20 protein-coding genes are annotated in these 14,888 nt (G+C 36.6%); 18 read left to right on the forward strand and 2 right to left on the reverse strand.

All coding sequences use genetic code 11. The features are described 5' to 3' along the window. Nucleotides 1-71: 71 nt before the first annotated feature. Both AEQ18_RS15905 and AEQ18_RS06445 read right to left on the reverse strand, forming a co-directional pair. Nucleotides 72-1,016 carry a helix-turn-helix domain-containing protein gene (locus tag AEQ18_RS15905; protein WP_054115555.1) on the reverse strand — a complete coding sequence of 315 codons (945 nt, stop codon included), beginning with the start codon at nt 1,014-1,016 and terminating at the stop codon, nt 72-74. Between the two features lie 345 nt (nt 1,017-1,361). Continuing rightward, the gene (locus AEQ18_RS06445) at nt 1,362-1,631 is read right to left on the reverse strand and encodes a helix-turn-helix domain-containing protein (protein ID WP_054115556.1); all 270 of its coding nucleotides are present in this window, start codon (nt 1,629-1,631) and stop codon (nt 1,362-1,364) included. 635 nt (nt 1,632-2,266) lie between these two features. Between AEQ18_RS06445 and AEQ18_RS06450 the strand changes: the two genes are divergently transcribed. The 18 genes from AEQ18_RS06450 (at nt 2,267) to AEQ18_RS06525 (ending at nt 14,884) form a co-directional block, all read left to right on the forward strand. Next, nucleotides 2,267-2,668 (forward strand): hypothetical protein, encoded by a 402-nt coding sequence (locus AEQ18_RS06450; RefSeq protein WP_054115557.1) that lies wholly within the window; start codon nt 2,267-2,269, stop codon nt 2,666-2,668. A gap of 369 nt (nt 2,669-3,037) precedes the next feature. Continuing rightward, nucleotides 3,038-3,196, forward strand: coding sequence for a hypothetical protein (locus tag AEQ18_RS15680; protein ID WP_160316055.1), 159 nt, complete (start codon nt 3,038-3,040; stop codon nt 3,194-3,196). A gap of 27 nt (nt 3,197-3,223) precedes the next feature. Next, on the forward strand, nt 3,224-3,415 hold the full coding sequence (locus AEQ18_RS15575) for a hypothetical protein (protein ID WP_054115558.1): 192 nt from the start codon (nt 3,224-3,226) through the stop codon (nt 3,413-3,415). Nucleotides 3,416-3,443: 28 nt separating this feature from the next. Continuing rightward, nucleotides 3,444-3,746 (forward strand): hypothetical protein, encoded by a 303-nt coding sequence (locus tag AEQ18_RS06460; protein ID WP_235505499.1) that lies wholly within the window; start codon nt 3,444-3,446, stop codon nt 3,744-3,746. Nucleotides 3,747-3,784: 38 nt separating this feature from the next. Next, on the forward strand, nt 3,785-4,009 hold the full coding sequence (locus AEQ18_RS06465) for a hypothetical protein (RefSeq protein WP_054115560.1): 225 nt from the start codon (nt 3,785-3,787) through the stop codon (nt 4,007-4,009). A gap of 422 nt (nt 4,010-4,431) precedes the next feature. After that, nucleotides 4,432-4,614, forward strand: a complete 183-nt coding sequence (locus tag AEQ18_RS06470; RefSeq protein ID WP_054115561.1) for a hypothetical protein — start codon at nt 4,432-4,434, stop codon at nt 4,612-4,614. A 26-nt stretch (nt 4,615-4,640) separates the two neighbouring features. After that, nucleotides 4,641-4,865: a hypothetical protein gene (locus AEQ18_RS06475; RefSeq protein WP_054115562.1), complete on the forward strand. Its 225-nt coding sequence runs from the start codon at nt 4,641-4,643 to the stop codon at nt 4,863-4,865. 282 nt (nt 4,866-5,147) lie between these two features. Then, entirely contained in the window at nt 5,148-5,576 is a 429-nt protein-coding gene (locus tag AEQ18_RS06480; RefSeq protein ID WP_054115563.1) for a hypothetical protein, read from the forward strand. A gap of 116 nt (nt 5,577-5,692) precedes the next feature. After that, nucleotides 5,693-9,838: a hypothetical protein gene (locus tag AEQ18_RS06485; protein ID WP_054115564.1), complete on the forward strand. Its 4,146-nt coding sequence runs from the start codon at nt 5,693-5,695 to the stop codon at nt 9,836-9,838. 13 nt (nt 9,839-9,851) lie between these two features. Further along, nucleotides 9,852-10,172 (forward strand): hypothetical protein, encoded by a 321-nt coding sequence (locus tag AEQ18_RS06490; RefSeq protein ID WP_054115565.1) that lies wholly within the window; start codon nt 9,852-9,854, stop codon nt 10,170-10,172. A 53-nt stretch (nt 10,173-10,225) separates the two neighbouring features. Beyond that, nucleotides 10,226-10,390 carry a hypothetical protein gene (locus tag AEQ18_RS06495; protein WP_235505500.1) on the forward strand — a complete coding sequence of 55 codons (165 nt, stop codon included), beginning with the start codon at nt 10,226-10,228 and terminating at the stop codon, nt 10,388-10,390. A gap of 65 nt (nt 10,391-10,455) precedes the next feature. Continuing rightward, nucleotides 10,456-10,845, forward strand: coding sequence for a hypothetical protein (locus AEQ18_RS06500; protein ID WP_054115567.1), 390 nt, complete (start codon nt 10,456-10,458; stop codon nt 10,843-10,845). A gap of 1 nt (nt 10,846) precedes the next feature. Beyond that, nucleotides 10,847-12,313, forward strand: coding sequence for a CpaF/VirB11 family protein (locus AEQ18_RS06505; protein WP_054115568.1), 1,467 nt, complete (start codon nt 10,847-10,849; stop codon nt 12,311-12,313). Continuing rightward, nucleotides 12,303-13,160, forward strand: coding sequence for a hypothetical protein (locus tag AEQ18_RS06510; RefSeq protein WP_054115569.1), 858 nt, complete (start codon nt 12,303-12,305; stop codon nt 13,158-13,160). Before AEQ18_RS06505 ends, AEQ18_RS06510 begins: the two co-directional genes overlap by 11 nt. Further along, entirely contained in the window at nt 13,157-13,921 is a 765-nt protein-coding gene (locus AEQ18_RS06515; protein WP_054115570.1) for a hypothetical protein, read from the forward strand. The genes AEQ18_RS06510 and AEQ18_RS06515 overlap by 4 nt, the downstream gene beginning before the upstream one ends. A 14-nt stretch (nt 13,922-13,935) precedes the next feature. Continuing rightward, nucleotides 13,936-14,304, forward strand: coding sequence for a hypothetical protein (locus AEQ18_RS06520; RefSeq protein ID WP_054115571.1), 369 nt, complete (start codon nt 13,936-13,938; stop codon nt 14,302-14,304). A gap of 4 nt (nt 14,305-14,308) precedes the next feature. After that, nucleotides 14,309-14,461 carry a hypothetical protein gene (locus AEQ18_RS15750; RefSeq protein ID WP_162838223.1) on the forward strand — a complete coding sequence of 51 codons (153 nt, stop codon included), beginning with the start codon at nt 14,309-14,311 and terminating at the stop codon, nt 14,459-14,461. 12 nt (nt 14,462-14,473) lie between these two features. Next, the gene (locus AEQ18_RS06525) at nt 14,474-14,884 is read left to right on the forward strand and encodes a hypothetical protein (RefSeq protein WP_054115572.1); all 411 of its coding nucleotides are present in this window, start codon (nt 14,474-14,476) and stop codon (nt 14,882-14,884) included. Nucleotides 14,885-14,888: the final 4 nt, after the last annotated feature.

Below are 14,888 nucleotides of genomic sequence, written 5' to 3' on the forward strand. Positions count from 1 at the left end.
AAAAAAAAAGAAAGAGCAAGTCGATTAAAAATCATAGAAAAAAGCCTAGCAATGAATACCAGGCTTTTTTTCTATGGTTTTAAAATATAAACGGGTTGAATCTGGATGTTGTTTGGACGAGCACCATTTCTGTCAGATAGACGCTGGAAAGCACCATGTAAGCCTTCAACTAAATGACTGGATGGTAATAGTTTTTGCCAATCCGTAACGATTTTATTTAATTTATTTAATTGCCTCTGTTTTTCATTAGGTTGATCATCCATGTAAATATTTAATACGTTTGTCAGGTATTGTGCCCACATTTTTAGTTCGATTGAGTCCACATGATCTGCAACGAAAGCTAACTTATCCAATACGATTTTAGATTCATCAAAGTATCCTAAGTCCATCAAGCAGTCAGATAGGTTCCCCAAGCAGATGGGATAATATTTTTTGTAAAAATGGTTGAAAGAATTCATAACATTGAAATCCACTGTAAGTAATTTCTGACTAATTATTTGTAGCTGATCAGTAGATAATAGGGTCATAAAGTCTGCGAAAAATTGAAGATCATAAGAAGTCAGATACGTGGTTACTAAAATTTGATTCATTAGTGCCTGAACTTCAGTGATATCAATTTTAGGGATTTGAGTAGTGTCATTTGAAAAATATTTCTCAAGCAGCATTCTCAAACGGATCATTGTTAAATTATTGTTTTCGTTCTCTAAAAGGTCATTGTAGAGCAAAATAGCTTCTTGTACATCATGAGAATCTGTCACAATGTTGTATCGTTTGAACAGATATTTGTTTTCGTAATTCTCGCTCTGATAGTAAAGATCCAAAATATCTTCGATTCGTGCGTTCAATCTTTTGGTTAACGGAACCAAGTAAAACATAGGAATTTCTTTTTTTCCTTGTTTTAAACGTGTGTAAACACTCTCACTTAGAATACCAGCGACCAAATCTTTCTGAGACAGCTTTCTTTTTTTCCTTATATTTTCAATTATCTGTATTAAAATGATAGAATTCTCATGCACAGCTCATCAAACCTCCAGAAGAAATTGCTAAATTCGGCAATTCTTATTTTTTTGTTGTAAATATTTTACAGGGTGGTACTATTTGTCTTGTGAAATATTTGCACAATAAAATTATCGGAGGAAATCAGCATGAGTTTAGACTTAATCTTATTTTTGTTAACTGGTTCTACTAGTGTTCAAACACAAGATGTTCAAATTGGTACACGCTAATCGCAGCACATTAGTCAATTTTCGTTTATATTAATTGAGTGACTTTGTATATTACTAAATTAAATTGATATGCCGGCTATTATTTTTTATGAGAAATTGCGAAGTCGCTTATAATATAAAAAAAGCTAGTATAAACTAGCTTTCTGGGGGATAACGATTAAATGGTGGCAAGTTATCAACTGTTCTAAATAAATCTTCTAAGGATATTTCTAAAACTTCAAAAATAATTAAATAGGTTTCCAACTTGGGGCTATCAATTTTGTTGTTTTCAAGCCTTGATAAATGGCTGTATCCTATATTTGTTAAAGATGATAAAGTGCGCAATGAATAGCCATGCTTTATCCGTTGATGTTTAATTTGTAAACTAAGTAAATTTTTGATTTGATGAAATTCGCTTTTATCCATATAATGTAATCCTTTTAGATAAAAAATACCATTAAAACACAAAAAAAATTGCTCTACAGAGCAACATAGTGTATAATTTTAGTATGATAGTTCCTATAAAAATTATTGGAGATTAATCTTACATTTAACCTTCAATGTTCTTTTTTAATAAATTAGTTGCTTAAAATTTTTAACTATGCTATGTTTTACACATAAAAAAATATAAACAAATTTTTGTTTGACGTATTCGTTACAAAGCCAAACAAAAAGGAGCCCCCGAAGTAAATCTCGTCACTGCAGAGCGCCAACTCATGCAGGAGTCATTGATCAACCTCGGTTTCCAATCAAGTGTCGCAACACCTGAACGGATTGAGCTCCTTTGCGTCGTAGGTTATCTACAACGATGTAATTATAACAGATAATGTTTGTTGAGAGAAACGGTTTAGTAAGTGTATTATTGAAAAATATACTTTTGCTTTACCGTGACTTCAACAGACATAGATACATGTAGGATGAGTTATTTCATCGTCTTCATAGGCTTCTGTTATATTCGTTTGAGATCCCGCGATTCTTAGGAGGTAAATTCATGTTCTCGTGAATTTACCTCCTTTTTGTTTGTTTTTTTATGAATATGAATCAAGAAATGGGGAAAGAAAATGACAAAAGGGTTAGCAGTATACGTTAAAGATCTAGCAAGAATTAAAACAACGGTTCAACTATTTAACACGCAGCATTGGATGATCGAAGGCGAAAACGCCTATCGCTATACAACTCTTTTTGAAAAAGGGAAGCCAAAAAAAATATTTTTCGGGGCTGCCAAAACGGAAACGATCTTTCCCCAAATAAAACTTCTTTTTGATCAAAAGGAAAGAGTCATTGCTCAACGATTAAATTCAAATGGTCGTCTGATAACGACACGGGAAAACAAATATTTCAAAGTCCGGAACCATCGAGCGGAACGAGCGTTAGAAGTGTATGCCTTGATCACTGCGATAGAAGAAAAGGAATACGAGGAAATGATTCAAAATTATTGGTACCAGGAACGCAAAAGAGCGTAACTGCTTTTTGAACATTTAATTAAACATCTTTTGTTTGCTAGTTTCTAGCAAAATCTTGATATGAGTTGATAACGAACGAGTATCGAGAACCAATTGAATAAATGAATGTGGGTATTAGAACGCCCCTCTAAACTAAACAGCATGGCTACTAAGGGGTTTAGAGTAACCAGGAATATAATGAACTGGTGAGCCAAAAACATTGAAGGATTTGCCAAGACCGCACGTGTGCGAGCGAATATCCGGCCTTCATAGGAGTTAGATTTCTCCGGTTGTAAAAATCTGCGACTTTTATTTTGTTCTATTTTCGAATCTGGTAAACAAAAGATGTTTAATTGGTTAACACTAAAATTTAAAAAGGGAGTTGAAGTTATGACGAAGACAAATAGGTTATTGGCAGTTGTAAAGTTTTTCTTGAAGATGATGTTTAAAGTTAGTATGGGATTGCTGAAGGTTGCGGTATTTATCTTCATTTTCACTTTCACGTTCGCTGCGATCAATGCTACTTCAACACCTTTTTCTAACCGTTGATTGTATAAGATTTATAGGGGGATGGACATGAGAAACAACAATATAAAAAAAATGAAGAAAAATAATCCTAACCTATTCAAAGAATCATGGGTAAGAAAGCAAGTACGTTTAGCACAGGAAGAACAAGAAAGACTTGATAAAGCGGTTGTTAAAAGAGATCATCCAGTTTGGCGTAACGGAGAACTGATCAAGTGGCAAGACGGTGAAGTCATTAATTGACAGAGATACACAACTAAGGAGGTTCAAAATGCTTCTAAAAAATATTGACCAGTACTTATCAAAAGAAAATCAAGAGTACCTACTCAAAAATTGTTACTATGATCATTCTTTCAAGAAACACACTCTACAGGAAATTGAAAGAATGATTCGTCGAATCAGTGCACAGTTGATGGATCTGAACGAGGATAGGATATTAATAAGGGCTGAATTGTCAATCAAAATAGATAATTTGAAGGACTTGAGACACAAAATTCTTGTTGACAGTTACAATGAGAAATTAGCCAAATTATCGCCAGATCAACGTGCATTAGATGATTGGGATCGGTTTTGACCTTGTCTGAAGAAATAGCGGAAAAGGAGAAATTTACAATGGCTAGAAAAAGTCAGTATGAATTAGGATTAAATGCTGGATTTATTTCATGTGCAAACGCAGCGTTGCATTTCATGGCTTCGGAAAATAAACATGCAGTTGCAGAGCTAGCAAGAACATTAGGGGTAACTCATTCAGAAATGGTCGATGTGGAAGGTAGCGAGGATATTGAGTTTGAAGAATACATTTCTAAAAACGATAAAAACGAAAAGTATTGGAGTTAGTAATTGACAGATTTTAAGGAATAGGAGGCAGATTGATGATCCGATATTACTGGATACGTCTTAGAATGAAATATCATTACTACGTTACCAAAGATATGTCGAAATATGATGTTCTTTGGGAAAAGAAAAGTAAGTTAAAATATTATTCCAATAGAAAGTAGGGGACAAAAAGTGACTTTACCAATTAACGATTGTCCACATTGTGGCTGTCCTATCTTCTATCGAAAGGATTATATGACTGGTCCCTCACATTATTACGCAAGTAATACGATAGATATAGAAAATGGTTCTATGTATGACAGTTTAAAAACCACTTATGGAAAATGGTGGCATTGTGATGATTGCCATAAGAGGGTATTCAAAGACGAAGATGTTGAGTAATTCCACTATCCACCAATATTACCAACTAGGAGGATAAGAAAATGAAGAATGATCTAACCGGAGAAGAATGGATAGTTTTAGCAGACTATCTTGATAAGGAAGACAGAGTATTTGATTTCTGGAAAAAAGATAAAACTTTAAGTAAGAATACTAAGCTTTTGAGATCAGCGCAAAGAAAGTTCTTTCAAACTGCTAGAGATATCAGAAAGGCTGACAAAGCATAAATTCACGAATCAAGGATGTGATTTAAGTGTCTACCTTACAAGACTTTAGAAATGAAGTGCAGGAAATTTTTTTTAGGGAAATGAATTATATGAACAGGTCAGGAGATACCAGAAGTTGTAATGTTTTACAGCAGATAATGAACAAGCTTGATTATCAATATGGCACAGAGTATCAAAAGACCGCTTCGCAATTTCTCGAAGAAACACCTATTTCTACTAAACAGAAAAAAGGGCAACAGAGTTTGTTTTAAAGAAGATTGGTGTAGTTATTGCTGTTGATTGAAGAAGAGAAATAAAAAAAGGCCTTCTAGTTTCCGCTAGAAAGACCTAACTATTATGTCTTTTGCTATTATAAATAAAAACAGATTTATTGCAATTAAATTAGCTTACTATTTGTATATAAAAAATGTCGCTGCTTGAGAAAACTCTTTTCTCAAGCTTTTTTTGTTGATTTAAAGGAGGAAAAGATGAGAAAAGTCTGTCGCAGTCCATAAATGATGGGTTCAAAAAAGTTGAAGGGAGGGTAGAAACAGATGGATGCTGAAAAGAAAACCTTGTATTTAACCGTAGGAAAGGAGGTTTCCCTAAGTTTTACAGGAAACGGTGAAGCATTACAGTATATTCGTTTAAGTGTGAATAAGCTGGCAGAAATTATTAATAATGGCTTGGTCGATCGTCAAAGTATTTTTGAGATCGATGAAGTATCACTGATCACAAAAAGTAATTATAAGACCGTTGTACAAGTGGTCGCTGGGAAACAAGTGTTACACGGGAATACGGATCACGTAGATGTTGTGATCGATAAAGATAAAACAAAACAAAAAGCCGCTGAAAAAGATATTTTTATCAACGGAGATTTTATTTTTATTGTGGATCAAACACAAACCATAGAAAAAAATGATCTTCATACCTTGAATATCAAGAACGCTAAAACTTACCAAAATGAAGGAGGGCGAGTCTAGAAAATGTCGGTAGTCAGTATAGAGGCACAATTTTTTAAAAGAAGGGAGAACGTAAATGAAATCTAGAGCGCCGCCCAAAGATGAAGGTTATCAGAAAAAAAGAAAGGAACGATGTTATGAGTTTCTTAAAAAAAATAAGGTTCCCGCTTCTTTTTCTATTGCTGCTGTTTCTGTTTTCCTCCAAAATTTCGGCGGCTGCTGATGAGATTGGTAGTGGGGAAAATGATCTATTTGAATTTGAAGCTTTTATAAAGGACAAAGAGGTACTTGATGGCACAGCACCTTTTGATTCAAACGATCAATTAGGCAATGATTCAGATCCTAATAATGGCATTGTCCGTACGTTTGATACGATCACCTATCCGGTAAAAGTGACCATCAATCCCAAAAAAGCGGATATGCTCAAGAATATTCGTTTGAAATTAACGGGTACATTAAAAAATGGTGTCACCAATGGCCGCGTAAACGCACGTTTTGCAATTGGAGGGAAAGAATCGATTGATCAATCCAAAGTAGAATTTGAACAATTTTATACGATTGCGCAAACAGGAAACTCGATCATGATCCCTGTAACTGTTGAAGTGCAAGGTGCAGAGACTGGCGTTGTTTTAACACCGACAATCAAAGTAGAAGTGCTGAGTGTAGATGGCCAAGATATTTCTAATGATAAAATTTCAGCGGAATTCAAGGAATTGAAATCGGTAAAAACTTCCGGAAAAGTCAGTGTGGATGTAAAAGTAAGTAAAGGATATATAGGAACTTCAATCAGTCAAATGCTTTATCAATCAGTAGATTCATCTGCTACAAAAGACGATTTTTCGATGTTGTACCAGTTTGGCGTCTCTTTTGATGTCGTGCCCTTAAAAAATAAAAACAATCTAAAAGGGGCCACTTTTCCTTCTGGCAAATTAAATTTTCATATTGAGATATCTGGAAGAGTTGATTGGGATGATCCTGAAGAAAAAAATGTGAATTTTAACTTTTTAGCAGACAACACTCCAATCCAACTTTTTGATTATCAAAATATTACAACCGATCTGGTACGAAAAGGAAAAGAAGATACTGCGAGTGAAACACTGGGTTCTTATACTTGGAAGTATGCTAAAAATCATAGTGTGGCACAATCTAAAATGACCAATACGAATGACTACGAAATCGTAAAACAAGAATCGGGAAATCATGTTTGGGATAGTGGAATTTATTCAATGGAGAAATCAGTTGTTTCTTCAAACAAAGTTAAAGTAAATGGGAGTAACTATGGATATGTGATCGGTAGTACGTTTCCAGAATATCGCGCAGATAATTATAAAGGTTCTAAAGCATACGCAGCGACTGAAAAAGCCTTCAGTACACAATCTTTTATTGTGAAAAGTCCCAATGAATATGCGGTGGGGACTGGAAAGATGAATACAAAGAATAAAGCCAATAATGTTTATTATACTGCTCAAATCGTACTAGATTCTTATGTTGATGATGAAGGAAAGACGATTGATCTGGGATTAACATCAGAAAAAATCATTATGCTTGAAAGAAACAACCCCAGTGGTGCCTATTCTTTACAGACAACTTTTTTTAGTTTTCCTGGTCAAAAACAACTAGGAACTGTAAACGTTAGTTACGGGAATGTATCAAAAGGTGATACAAGTGTCGTGCTTGGACAAAACGTGAATATCAAAGCGGATTTGAACAGTAGAATGTATTCCTATGGCGGTGGTACGATGATTTATAAATGGAATATTGAAAGCTTTGAGTTAACGGAAGAATTTGCTGAAAAAGCACTGACATATCTATATCAGTACGGTTATGTCACATATGACGGAAGTCGTATTAGCAACAATAAAAATGAACAAAAGATCTACTTTGGCGTTCCCAAAAATAAAGATATGTCATTTGAAAACATCACTGGTTATGGGAAAGACGACTATACCTGGTATTCAACGTATAAAGAAGCAATCAAATTTGGTCCGGTGGGTGCAATTAAAAATGATGTGCAAGATATATTAGGTAGTGGCACACCATTTTCAACTGCTTCAATCCCTTTGAAAGTGACCACCAAAAAAATAGGGAGTAAAAACGAAGCAGGCACCTATAATGTCGAAGCGATTCAGGGTTATATGTATCCGGATAAACAAAGAAAAGTTGAAGTAGTGATCAAAGAAAATGGCTACAACACGCCTTCACTTTATGATGATCTGGGTAGCTTAACGACACTACAATCACCAGTAGGAAATTCAGTCAATTTTGAAACGTTGGCTATCCTAAATGCAGAAGTTTCTTCTGTGGCCACTTCAGATAAGCAAACCTATTACAATTCAGAACTTGTAAATTGGTCGGTGAAAAGTTCTGTTGTGTTTCCTGTTACTGGACAATTTGGCGGAGAAGATAATCGAATCGTGTTAAAACAGGTTTTAGATAAAGGATTGACTTATGTTTTGGGATCAGCCAAAATGGCGGGTCAAACGAAGGAACCTAAGGTAGAAAAATTAGCTGATGGCCGGACGACCTTATCGTGGGATTATCTCATGAGTGTCGATTCAAAACAGGTGCCAGATGTGACGTACCAAACGTCTATCAATCCTTTAGCTTTGGACTCTGGGGTGCAGACCTCACAGAAGGTTCAAACGATCATTTCAAGCCCCTTAGATACCCGTAAAGAGCATTTGCGAACGACTGAAAGCAGTATTTCTATTACAAAAGTCGGCATGGTGGGTATTTTTGAATCTCTTGACGAAGCGTATGGTCAAAAGAATAGTGACTATACTTTGACGGTGAACCCATACACCACAATCGACAATGAATTAGAAGTCAAAGGAATCACTGTTTTACCTTATTCTGGTGATAAAGTCGGCAGTCAATTTTCTGGGGAAACGTTCTTGAAAGAAATCTCGATCGACAGTCAAAAAGATGTTGAAATTTACTTGAATAGCCAGGTTATTTCTACCGTCAATCCTAATGAGGTTGATCTTAAAAAAGATCAATGGGTCTTGTATGAACCGACCAAAAAACAGGATCTATCACAAGTAAAAACGGTCTTTTTTGTGATAAAAGATATTTTGACCAACAAAGATGAGGTATCTGTTCATTACAAGATGGGTACTAAAAATAATGTGTTTGGGGATATCTACTACAATGAAACGTCCATCAATACAGCGACTAAGTATAAACTTTCGCCCGTATCAAATCGAGTGAACTATAAGATTCGACCTAATTTTGAAGTAGGCTTACAGCGTATCAGGATCTTTACTGCAGCTGCAGCTAAAGGATTGCCGGTTGAGATCAACCTTGAAAAAGAGATCATCAATAAGGCCGGAGAGAGTGAATCAGTCGCTTTGAATCTATATAACAAAGAGACAGGGAAAAAAGTGGCAGGCAAAACATACCTGGCAAAAGATCTCCCACTTTCTGTTACGTTAACGGTTCCTGCGAAAGGCTTACAGATCGACCAAGTCCAAAATTATGAAGCACGTATTGAGGAATACAATCCAATCAATGTAAATACAATTGATGAGGAAGGAAAAATTGATACCGATGGCCACACGGCAAGTCAAAAGAAGATTACCGCCACTGATACAAAAGACAAAGAACTGAAGTATCAAGGAGTCGTCATGACCGAAAGGGAAATCGGCAAAGAAATCAAAGCTTATTACGAAGATTTAAATATTCCGATAGCCAAACTCTCTAAAAGCAAAAGCGGCTATGGTATTGATCTGAATCACTATACGCTTTCTTATACCAATGCATTAGGTGATCTTTCGACGATACAAACCAAGCTTTTGATCGATCCTAATCTCGTCGATTCGACTATGAACCTTAAAGAGCAATCTGGGTTTAAAGCAATTGATTTGATCACGCTTGATGCTGAGGTCGATGAAAGCGAAACAAAAGAATCCATGTCATATGAGTTTCCAGAAGTCTTGATCCGACAAGGAGACGGTGCTTCATTTCTTAAGGCTCAAAAAGAAGAAATTGAATTATCTAGTGAGAATCAAAATTTATTTGAAGGGGGGAATAAACTGTACGTACCAATTTGGATAAACGGTGAGGGAAGCTATCCAATCAAATTTGTCAGCGAATCACCGGTAGGTATTAATGAAATTGAGTTTGAAGTCATTAATACACAAGAGATTTACGCATATATGTATGCCACGATCGATAGTCATACGAAAGAAGATGATGAATTACTTTTGACCCCGATATATCCAGACTCTACTACGCCAAATGGCTGGTCTAGTGAAGATATAGAATGGTTACGTGGCAAATAAGGAGTTGGACAAAATGTATGGGACAACTGTTTACAACGTACGAACGGAGTTTCAAAGATCCAACAGTAGTATCAGGAAAGTCATCTTTCGCTTTTTAGGCTTGTTTCTATTGTTGTTTCTGGTCAGACAGTTTCTAGATATTCCATTGAATCTGTTAAACCAGGCGAGTTCGTCCTTTTTAAATTTTGGTTCGGGGACTGGCGGCGTTACTGTATCATTGACTTCTGCCATTCAGCACAATCAATTGGTACAATCTGTGGTTGTTTTCTTTACTGGGATCGCTGCAGTATGTACAAAATTTTATGATGAGATCAAAGCATTGATTATTAAATGACAAGTACAAGCCTTAGTGGCTTGTACTTTTTAATTCAAAAAGGAGGTGAACACATGAAAGTAGTTGAAGATCACATGAATACAATTATCGGTGTTGGTATCATGATCGTTATTGTTGTTTCGTTAGGCGCGCTGTTGATCAAATACGTACCTGAACAAGCAACCTCTATGTTGAACAAAGTAACAGATTACATCAACACGTTGTCTATTGGGAAATAAGTTGAAATGCAAAGGAAGGAAGTTAATCTTTCTTCCTTTGTGGTTTCTTAGAGGAGCAACAAAAAATGACACAATATTTTAAACAAATCACGATCGTCTTGTTAGGTATGGTGTTTATGCTAATGATCTCATGGTTTTTTGTCGGCTCTCTCAAAAGAGATACCGAAAGTTTTAACTTGGTAGAGGCTTTGAGATCAACGGCCATATCGAATAAAGATGACTCTGCGCGCATTCAACCAGGTGCTTTTTATCTGAATGAGGAAAATTTTGAAAAAGAGTTTACTGAATCTGTAAAGAAGCAGCCGATTTATGCAAAAGAAGCAGTCAATATCTCGTTTAATTATTTGAGAACGGATGATGGCAAGGGCATCAAAGCAATACGCGCATATGTCGAAGTCAATAGTCAAGTTGAAGAAGCCACTTGTGTATTAAGTACACCTGAAGGAGGAGGATAGGATGGTCATACAAGTAAAAGAGAAAGCTACGAATGACACGAATGATCGATTAGGCAAGCAACTGACCGCAAAAGTATCGACGGCTCTCTTGAATCAACAATTAAAGCACGCGACTGAAGAGCCCCTCGAATCGGATGATGGGACATTGATCAAACTTGTAACAGATGAAGAAATCATCGGCATTCGAGAAGACTTAGTTAGCAATTATCCGGAACTAGTCACTGAAGCCTTTCATTCTAGTGCATTGCGTCAAAAACTTGTGACGATCGTGCTGGAAGAGCAACGCTATGGAAAAAATGAAATTGGGATCAAAAAAGCAGAATATGTCGTTGATGAAATCGTTGGGTTAGGATTTATCGAACAGTTGCTAAAAAATGATGATACGATCACTGATATCGGTTGGAACGGTACATTTCTAACCGTTGAAAATGCGACTCAGCGGCGATTCTATACAGCAGATCAATTACAGATCCGTGATCCGGAAACGGCAATCTTTCGGATCGTCAAAAAATTTGCGGACGCTGCAGGTAAGCCATTCAGCCGAACAGATCCAATTCTTGATAGTGTCCTAGGAAAATTACGTGTGAATGCGATCCATAAAGTGTTAAGCCCTTCTGGTACTACTTTTTCCTTGCGGGTCGTACGTCCTAGACTGGCATTGACGATGGAGAACTTTTCAGATTTTGCGCCTGCGTACATCATTGATTTTCTAAAAGTGATCATGAAAACAGGTTGTATGGCTATTATCGGTGGGGAAACAGGATCTGGTAAAACGGAATTTATGAAGTTGATGCTTTCTTTTATCCCAAAAACAGATCGTATTTTCATGATCGAAGATGTTCCTGAAACGCATATCAAGAAAATATTGCCTGAAAATGATATCTTCTCGCTTGTGACAGGAGGCGTTGTGACAATCTCTGACTTGGTTGCAGCATCTTTACGGAACTATCCTAAATGGATCGTTCCATCAGAAACGAGGGGCCCTGAAGCGTATGAAATGATTCAAGCCGCAAGAACTGGTCATAGAGGTGTCACTTCATTGCATGGGCCAAATTGTCGCTCCTATCCAAGGCGCTTAGTGACTATGTCTGGGATGGGGTATTCGATCAATGAGACTGCAGTTGAAGAAGACGTATTAACGTATGTTGATTTTGGTTTTCATATCAAGACAGCCTATATTGAGATCGATCGAGAAAAACTGATTTTCCATAAAGTCCGCTACTTATCAGAAATAGTTGAGTACTCGACCGAAAAAATTGCCACAACATTGTTCAAACAAGTTCTAAACAACGGTACATTTTATGAAACGACTGGTCTGTTATCAGAAGAGTACGTCAGTCGGATGGGGGAGCATTTTATTGATTTTGCTTTTCCGAAAAGAGAACAATCAGTTTTAACTAAGTCACCTGAATTGACTAGTTTACTTCAAAAAGCAGTAGAAGAAGCAGGAAATACTCATGAGAATTAGTCAATTACAAACCAAGCAATCCAATCGTGTAAATATCGAAGAGCTGCATGCATTGAACAGTGCATATGGGCAGCGTTTGTCTGGTAAAGATTTGATCTTTCTCATAGGCTATCCCGCTTTTATTATTGGTGGATTGGTGTTTTTAATGACCTATGTCTGGTGGGCAGTGGTTATTGCGGTATTGAGCGGACTTTATTTAGGATACAAGATCATCCTTCCGCAAACTGTTGCCCGTCGATATGAAACCCAATCATTTTTAGCCAGAAACAAATTTTTGACCTTGATGACACAGGTCATGGAAGACCACAGTCGGACAGTTGATCAATCATTGCAGATGGTTGCCAAAAGGCTGGATGGTGAACTGCAGATCGAATTAAGTCAATTGATCGCCGCGTTGAACGTGGGATCAGATCCACAAAGGGTCTCGGAGCTATTAAAAGCGCTGGGGCAAAAGTATCGAACAGATCTTTTCTTTGGCCAATATCTGGATCAATTAGAAACCATTCTTCAAGAAGGAAAAGAAAATGTAGAAGCGTTACAAGAAATACTGACCTATCACAATAAAGTACTGGAAAAGATGAATGAATTTCGGAGAATTAAGGACACATTATGGGCAGGGGTCAAAATCATGACCATTGCTTTTTTAGGTATGATCCTTCTTATGCATGCGGCGTCTTACATCATGACGGGTAATCTTGATCAGTATATTCAAGGGTTTGCCCATCATTTCATTGGCTATACGATTGCGGCGATCTGTTCTGTTTCTTTCTTTTTTATCTTTAAAAAATTCTTTAGAGATTACTTTGATGATTCAGTAACGGAATTGGAGGTGCGGACAAAAAAATGAATATGACAGTTCGTCTGAAGCAATCAGCAAAAAATCAAAAAAAACCTTTCTTCTCTCGGTTCTTGCCAGAAAAGCAATACAATTATCTCCTTTTAATGAATAATAGTCTTTCTGATATTGAACAGTGGACAAAGCGCTTGATTCTTTTACTGTTCTTTTTTGTTGTTTCGTTTCTATTGTTAGGCATCTTGCTTGGCTGGCAATTGTTTGTGATAGGTGCGTTGTTCAGTGCTGCAACCTATTGGCTTAAATTAAATCGAATCTCTAATACGTATTATCAATTTCGTTTTGAACGTCAGGTACAGTTTTCAGATTTTGAAAAATTACTCGTTCCGGTTTTAAAGCAAACAAAAGGTGGCATCAATGTACGTTCGATATTAGAGCGACTTTTGCCAAGAATTCCTAATGAGATCGATAAAAAGATCCTTCAGCGATTGATGCTAGATATTACGCACCATCCGGAAAGCTATGAACCGTATGAAAATTTTGCCAAACAAATGTCTGAGACAGATAGCAGTGTCTTGTTCATGATCACGCTGGCTGATTTAGACCAAGGGGTCAAGGACTTGCGAGTGATCGATCGTTTAGCAAAAATTGCTATGAACGAAACAATGGAAGGAATCGACCAGATCATAGAATATAAGCTGAAAAAATTCTCAGGATTATTTCTCAAAATCATGCTTATTATTGTGATTTTTCTATTAGGGAATGGTATTTCGATCGTTGTATTTAATCTAGGAAAACTATTCATCTATTTTTAGGAGGTGGACATTTAATGGGAACAGAAGATGAATTAGGTGAGATCTTCAGTGCATTTTTCTTATGTTTTTCAATTATCGTTTTTTGCGGTGTTTTAGTCTTTGGTTATCAGCTGCAAACGATCACTACTTTCCGGCAACAAGTCAATTACCAAATCGAACGCAAGGGCGGATTGACGCCAGAAGCTGTTTCGGAGTTGAAAGAATACTCTGAAGAGCATTTTCATGGGTGGTATACAGTTGAAAGTACCCGTTTAAATGAAAAAGTGACATTTGGAGAAGTTGTGGATTATACGATCAAAGCGACTTATCCAATCACTTTCTTACCTGACTCAGTGGATATCAAGCTAGGAGTCATGGGACAAGCGCCTTCTCAAGTGAGGTGAGGACATGAAAACCATAGGTAAGACATTGATCAAATTTTTTAGAATAGCGATCACGGTCGCTATTTGTTGCGTGATCATCAAATTATTTTTTGATTATCAAGAATCGATCAAAGATTTTTGGAATCAGTGGTGGGAACAAGGCACGATTCGAATGTAAGGAGGTGATCAAGTGACAGGACAATATCGGGTTCATTTTTCGAATGTAGACAAGAAATTGTCTCGAAAATACCGTGTATTGAACAAAAAAGCGATCCACGGTATCTTCCAAGCGCAACAAGTGTTAGAGCAGCTGCAGCGTTCTTTATCGGAGACTACGACGTTGTCAGTAATTATTGAAAATGATCGACAAGAGTTTGCGATAGAAGACGTAAAAATAGATCCTATCCAGCCAGCGATCCAATTATTGGATATTCTACAAGATCAGTTTTTATCGCTTCAATCAGATACCGTGGATGGCGCAAAAATCTACATGGAAATTAACCGGCAATTCAACGAAGAACGAAAAGTATTACCGGAAATGGAACCAAGACAAAAACGAACCTACTCGAAAAAATCGAGGGGTTTTTCTTTTTTTAGATAATCAA

Source organism: Enterococcus sp. RIT-PI-f, assembly GCF_001297065.1.
In the GTDB taxonomy this organism is placed as follows: Bacteria; Bacillota; Bacilli; order Lactobacillales; family Enterococcaceae; genus Enterococcus_D.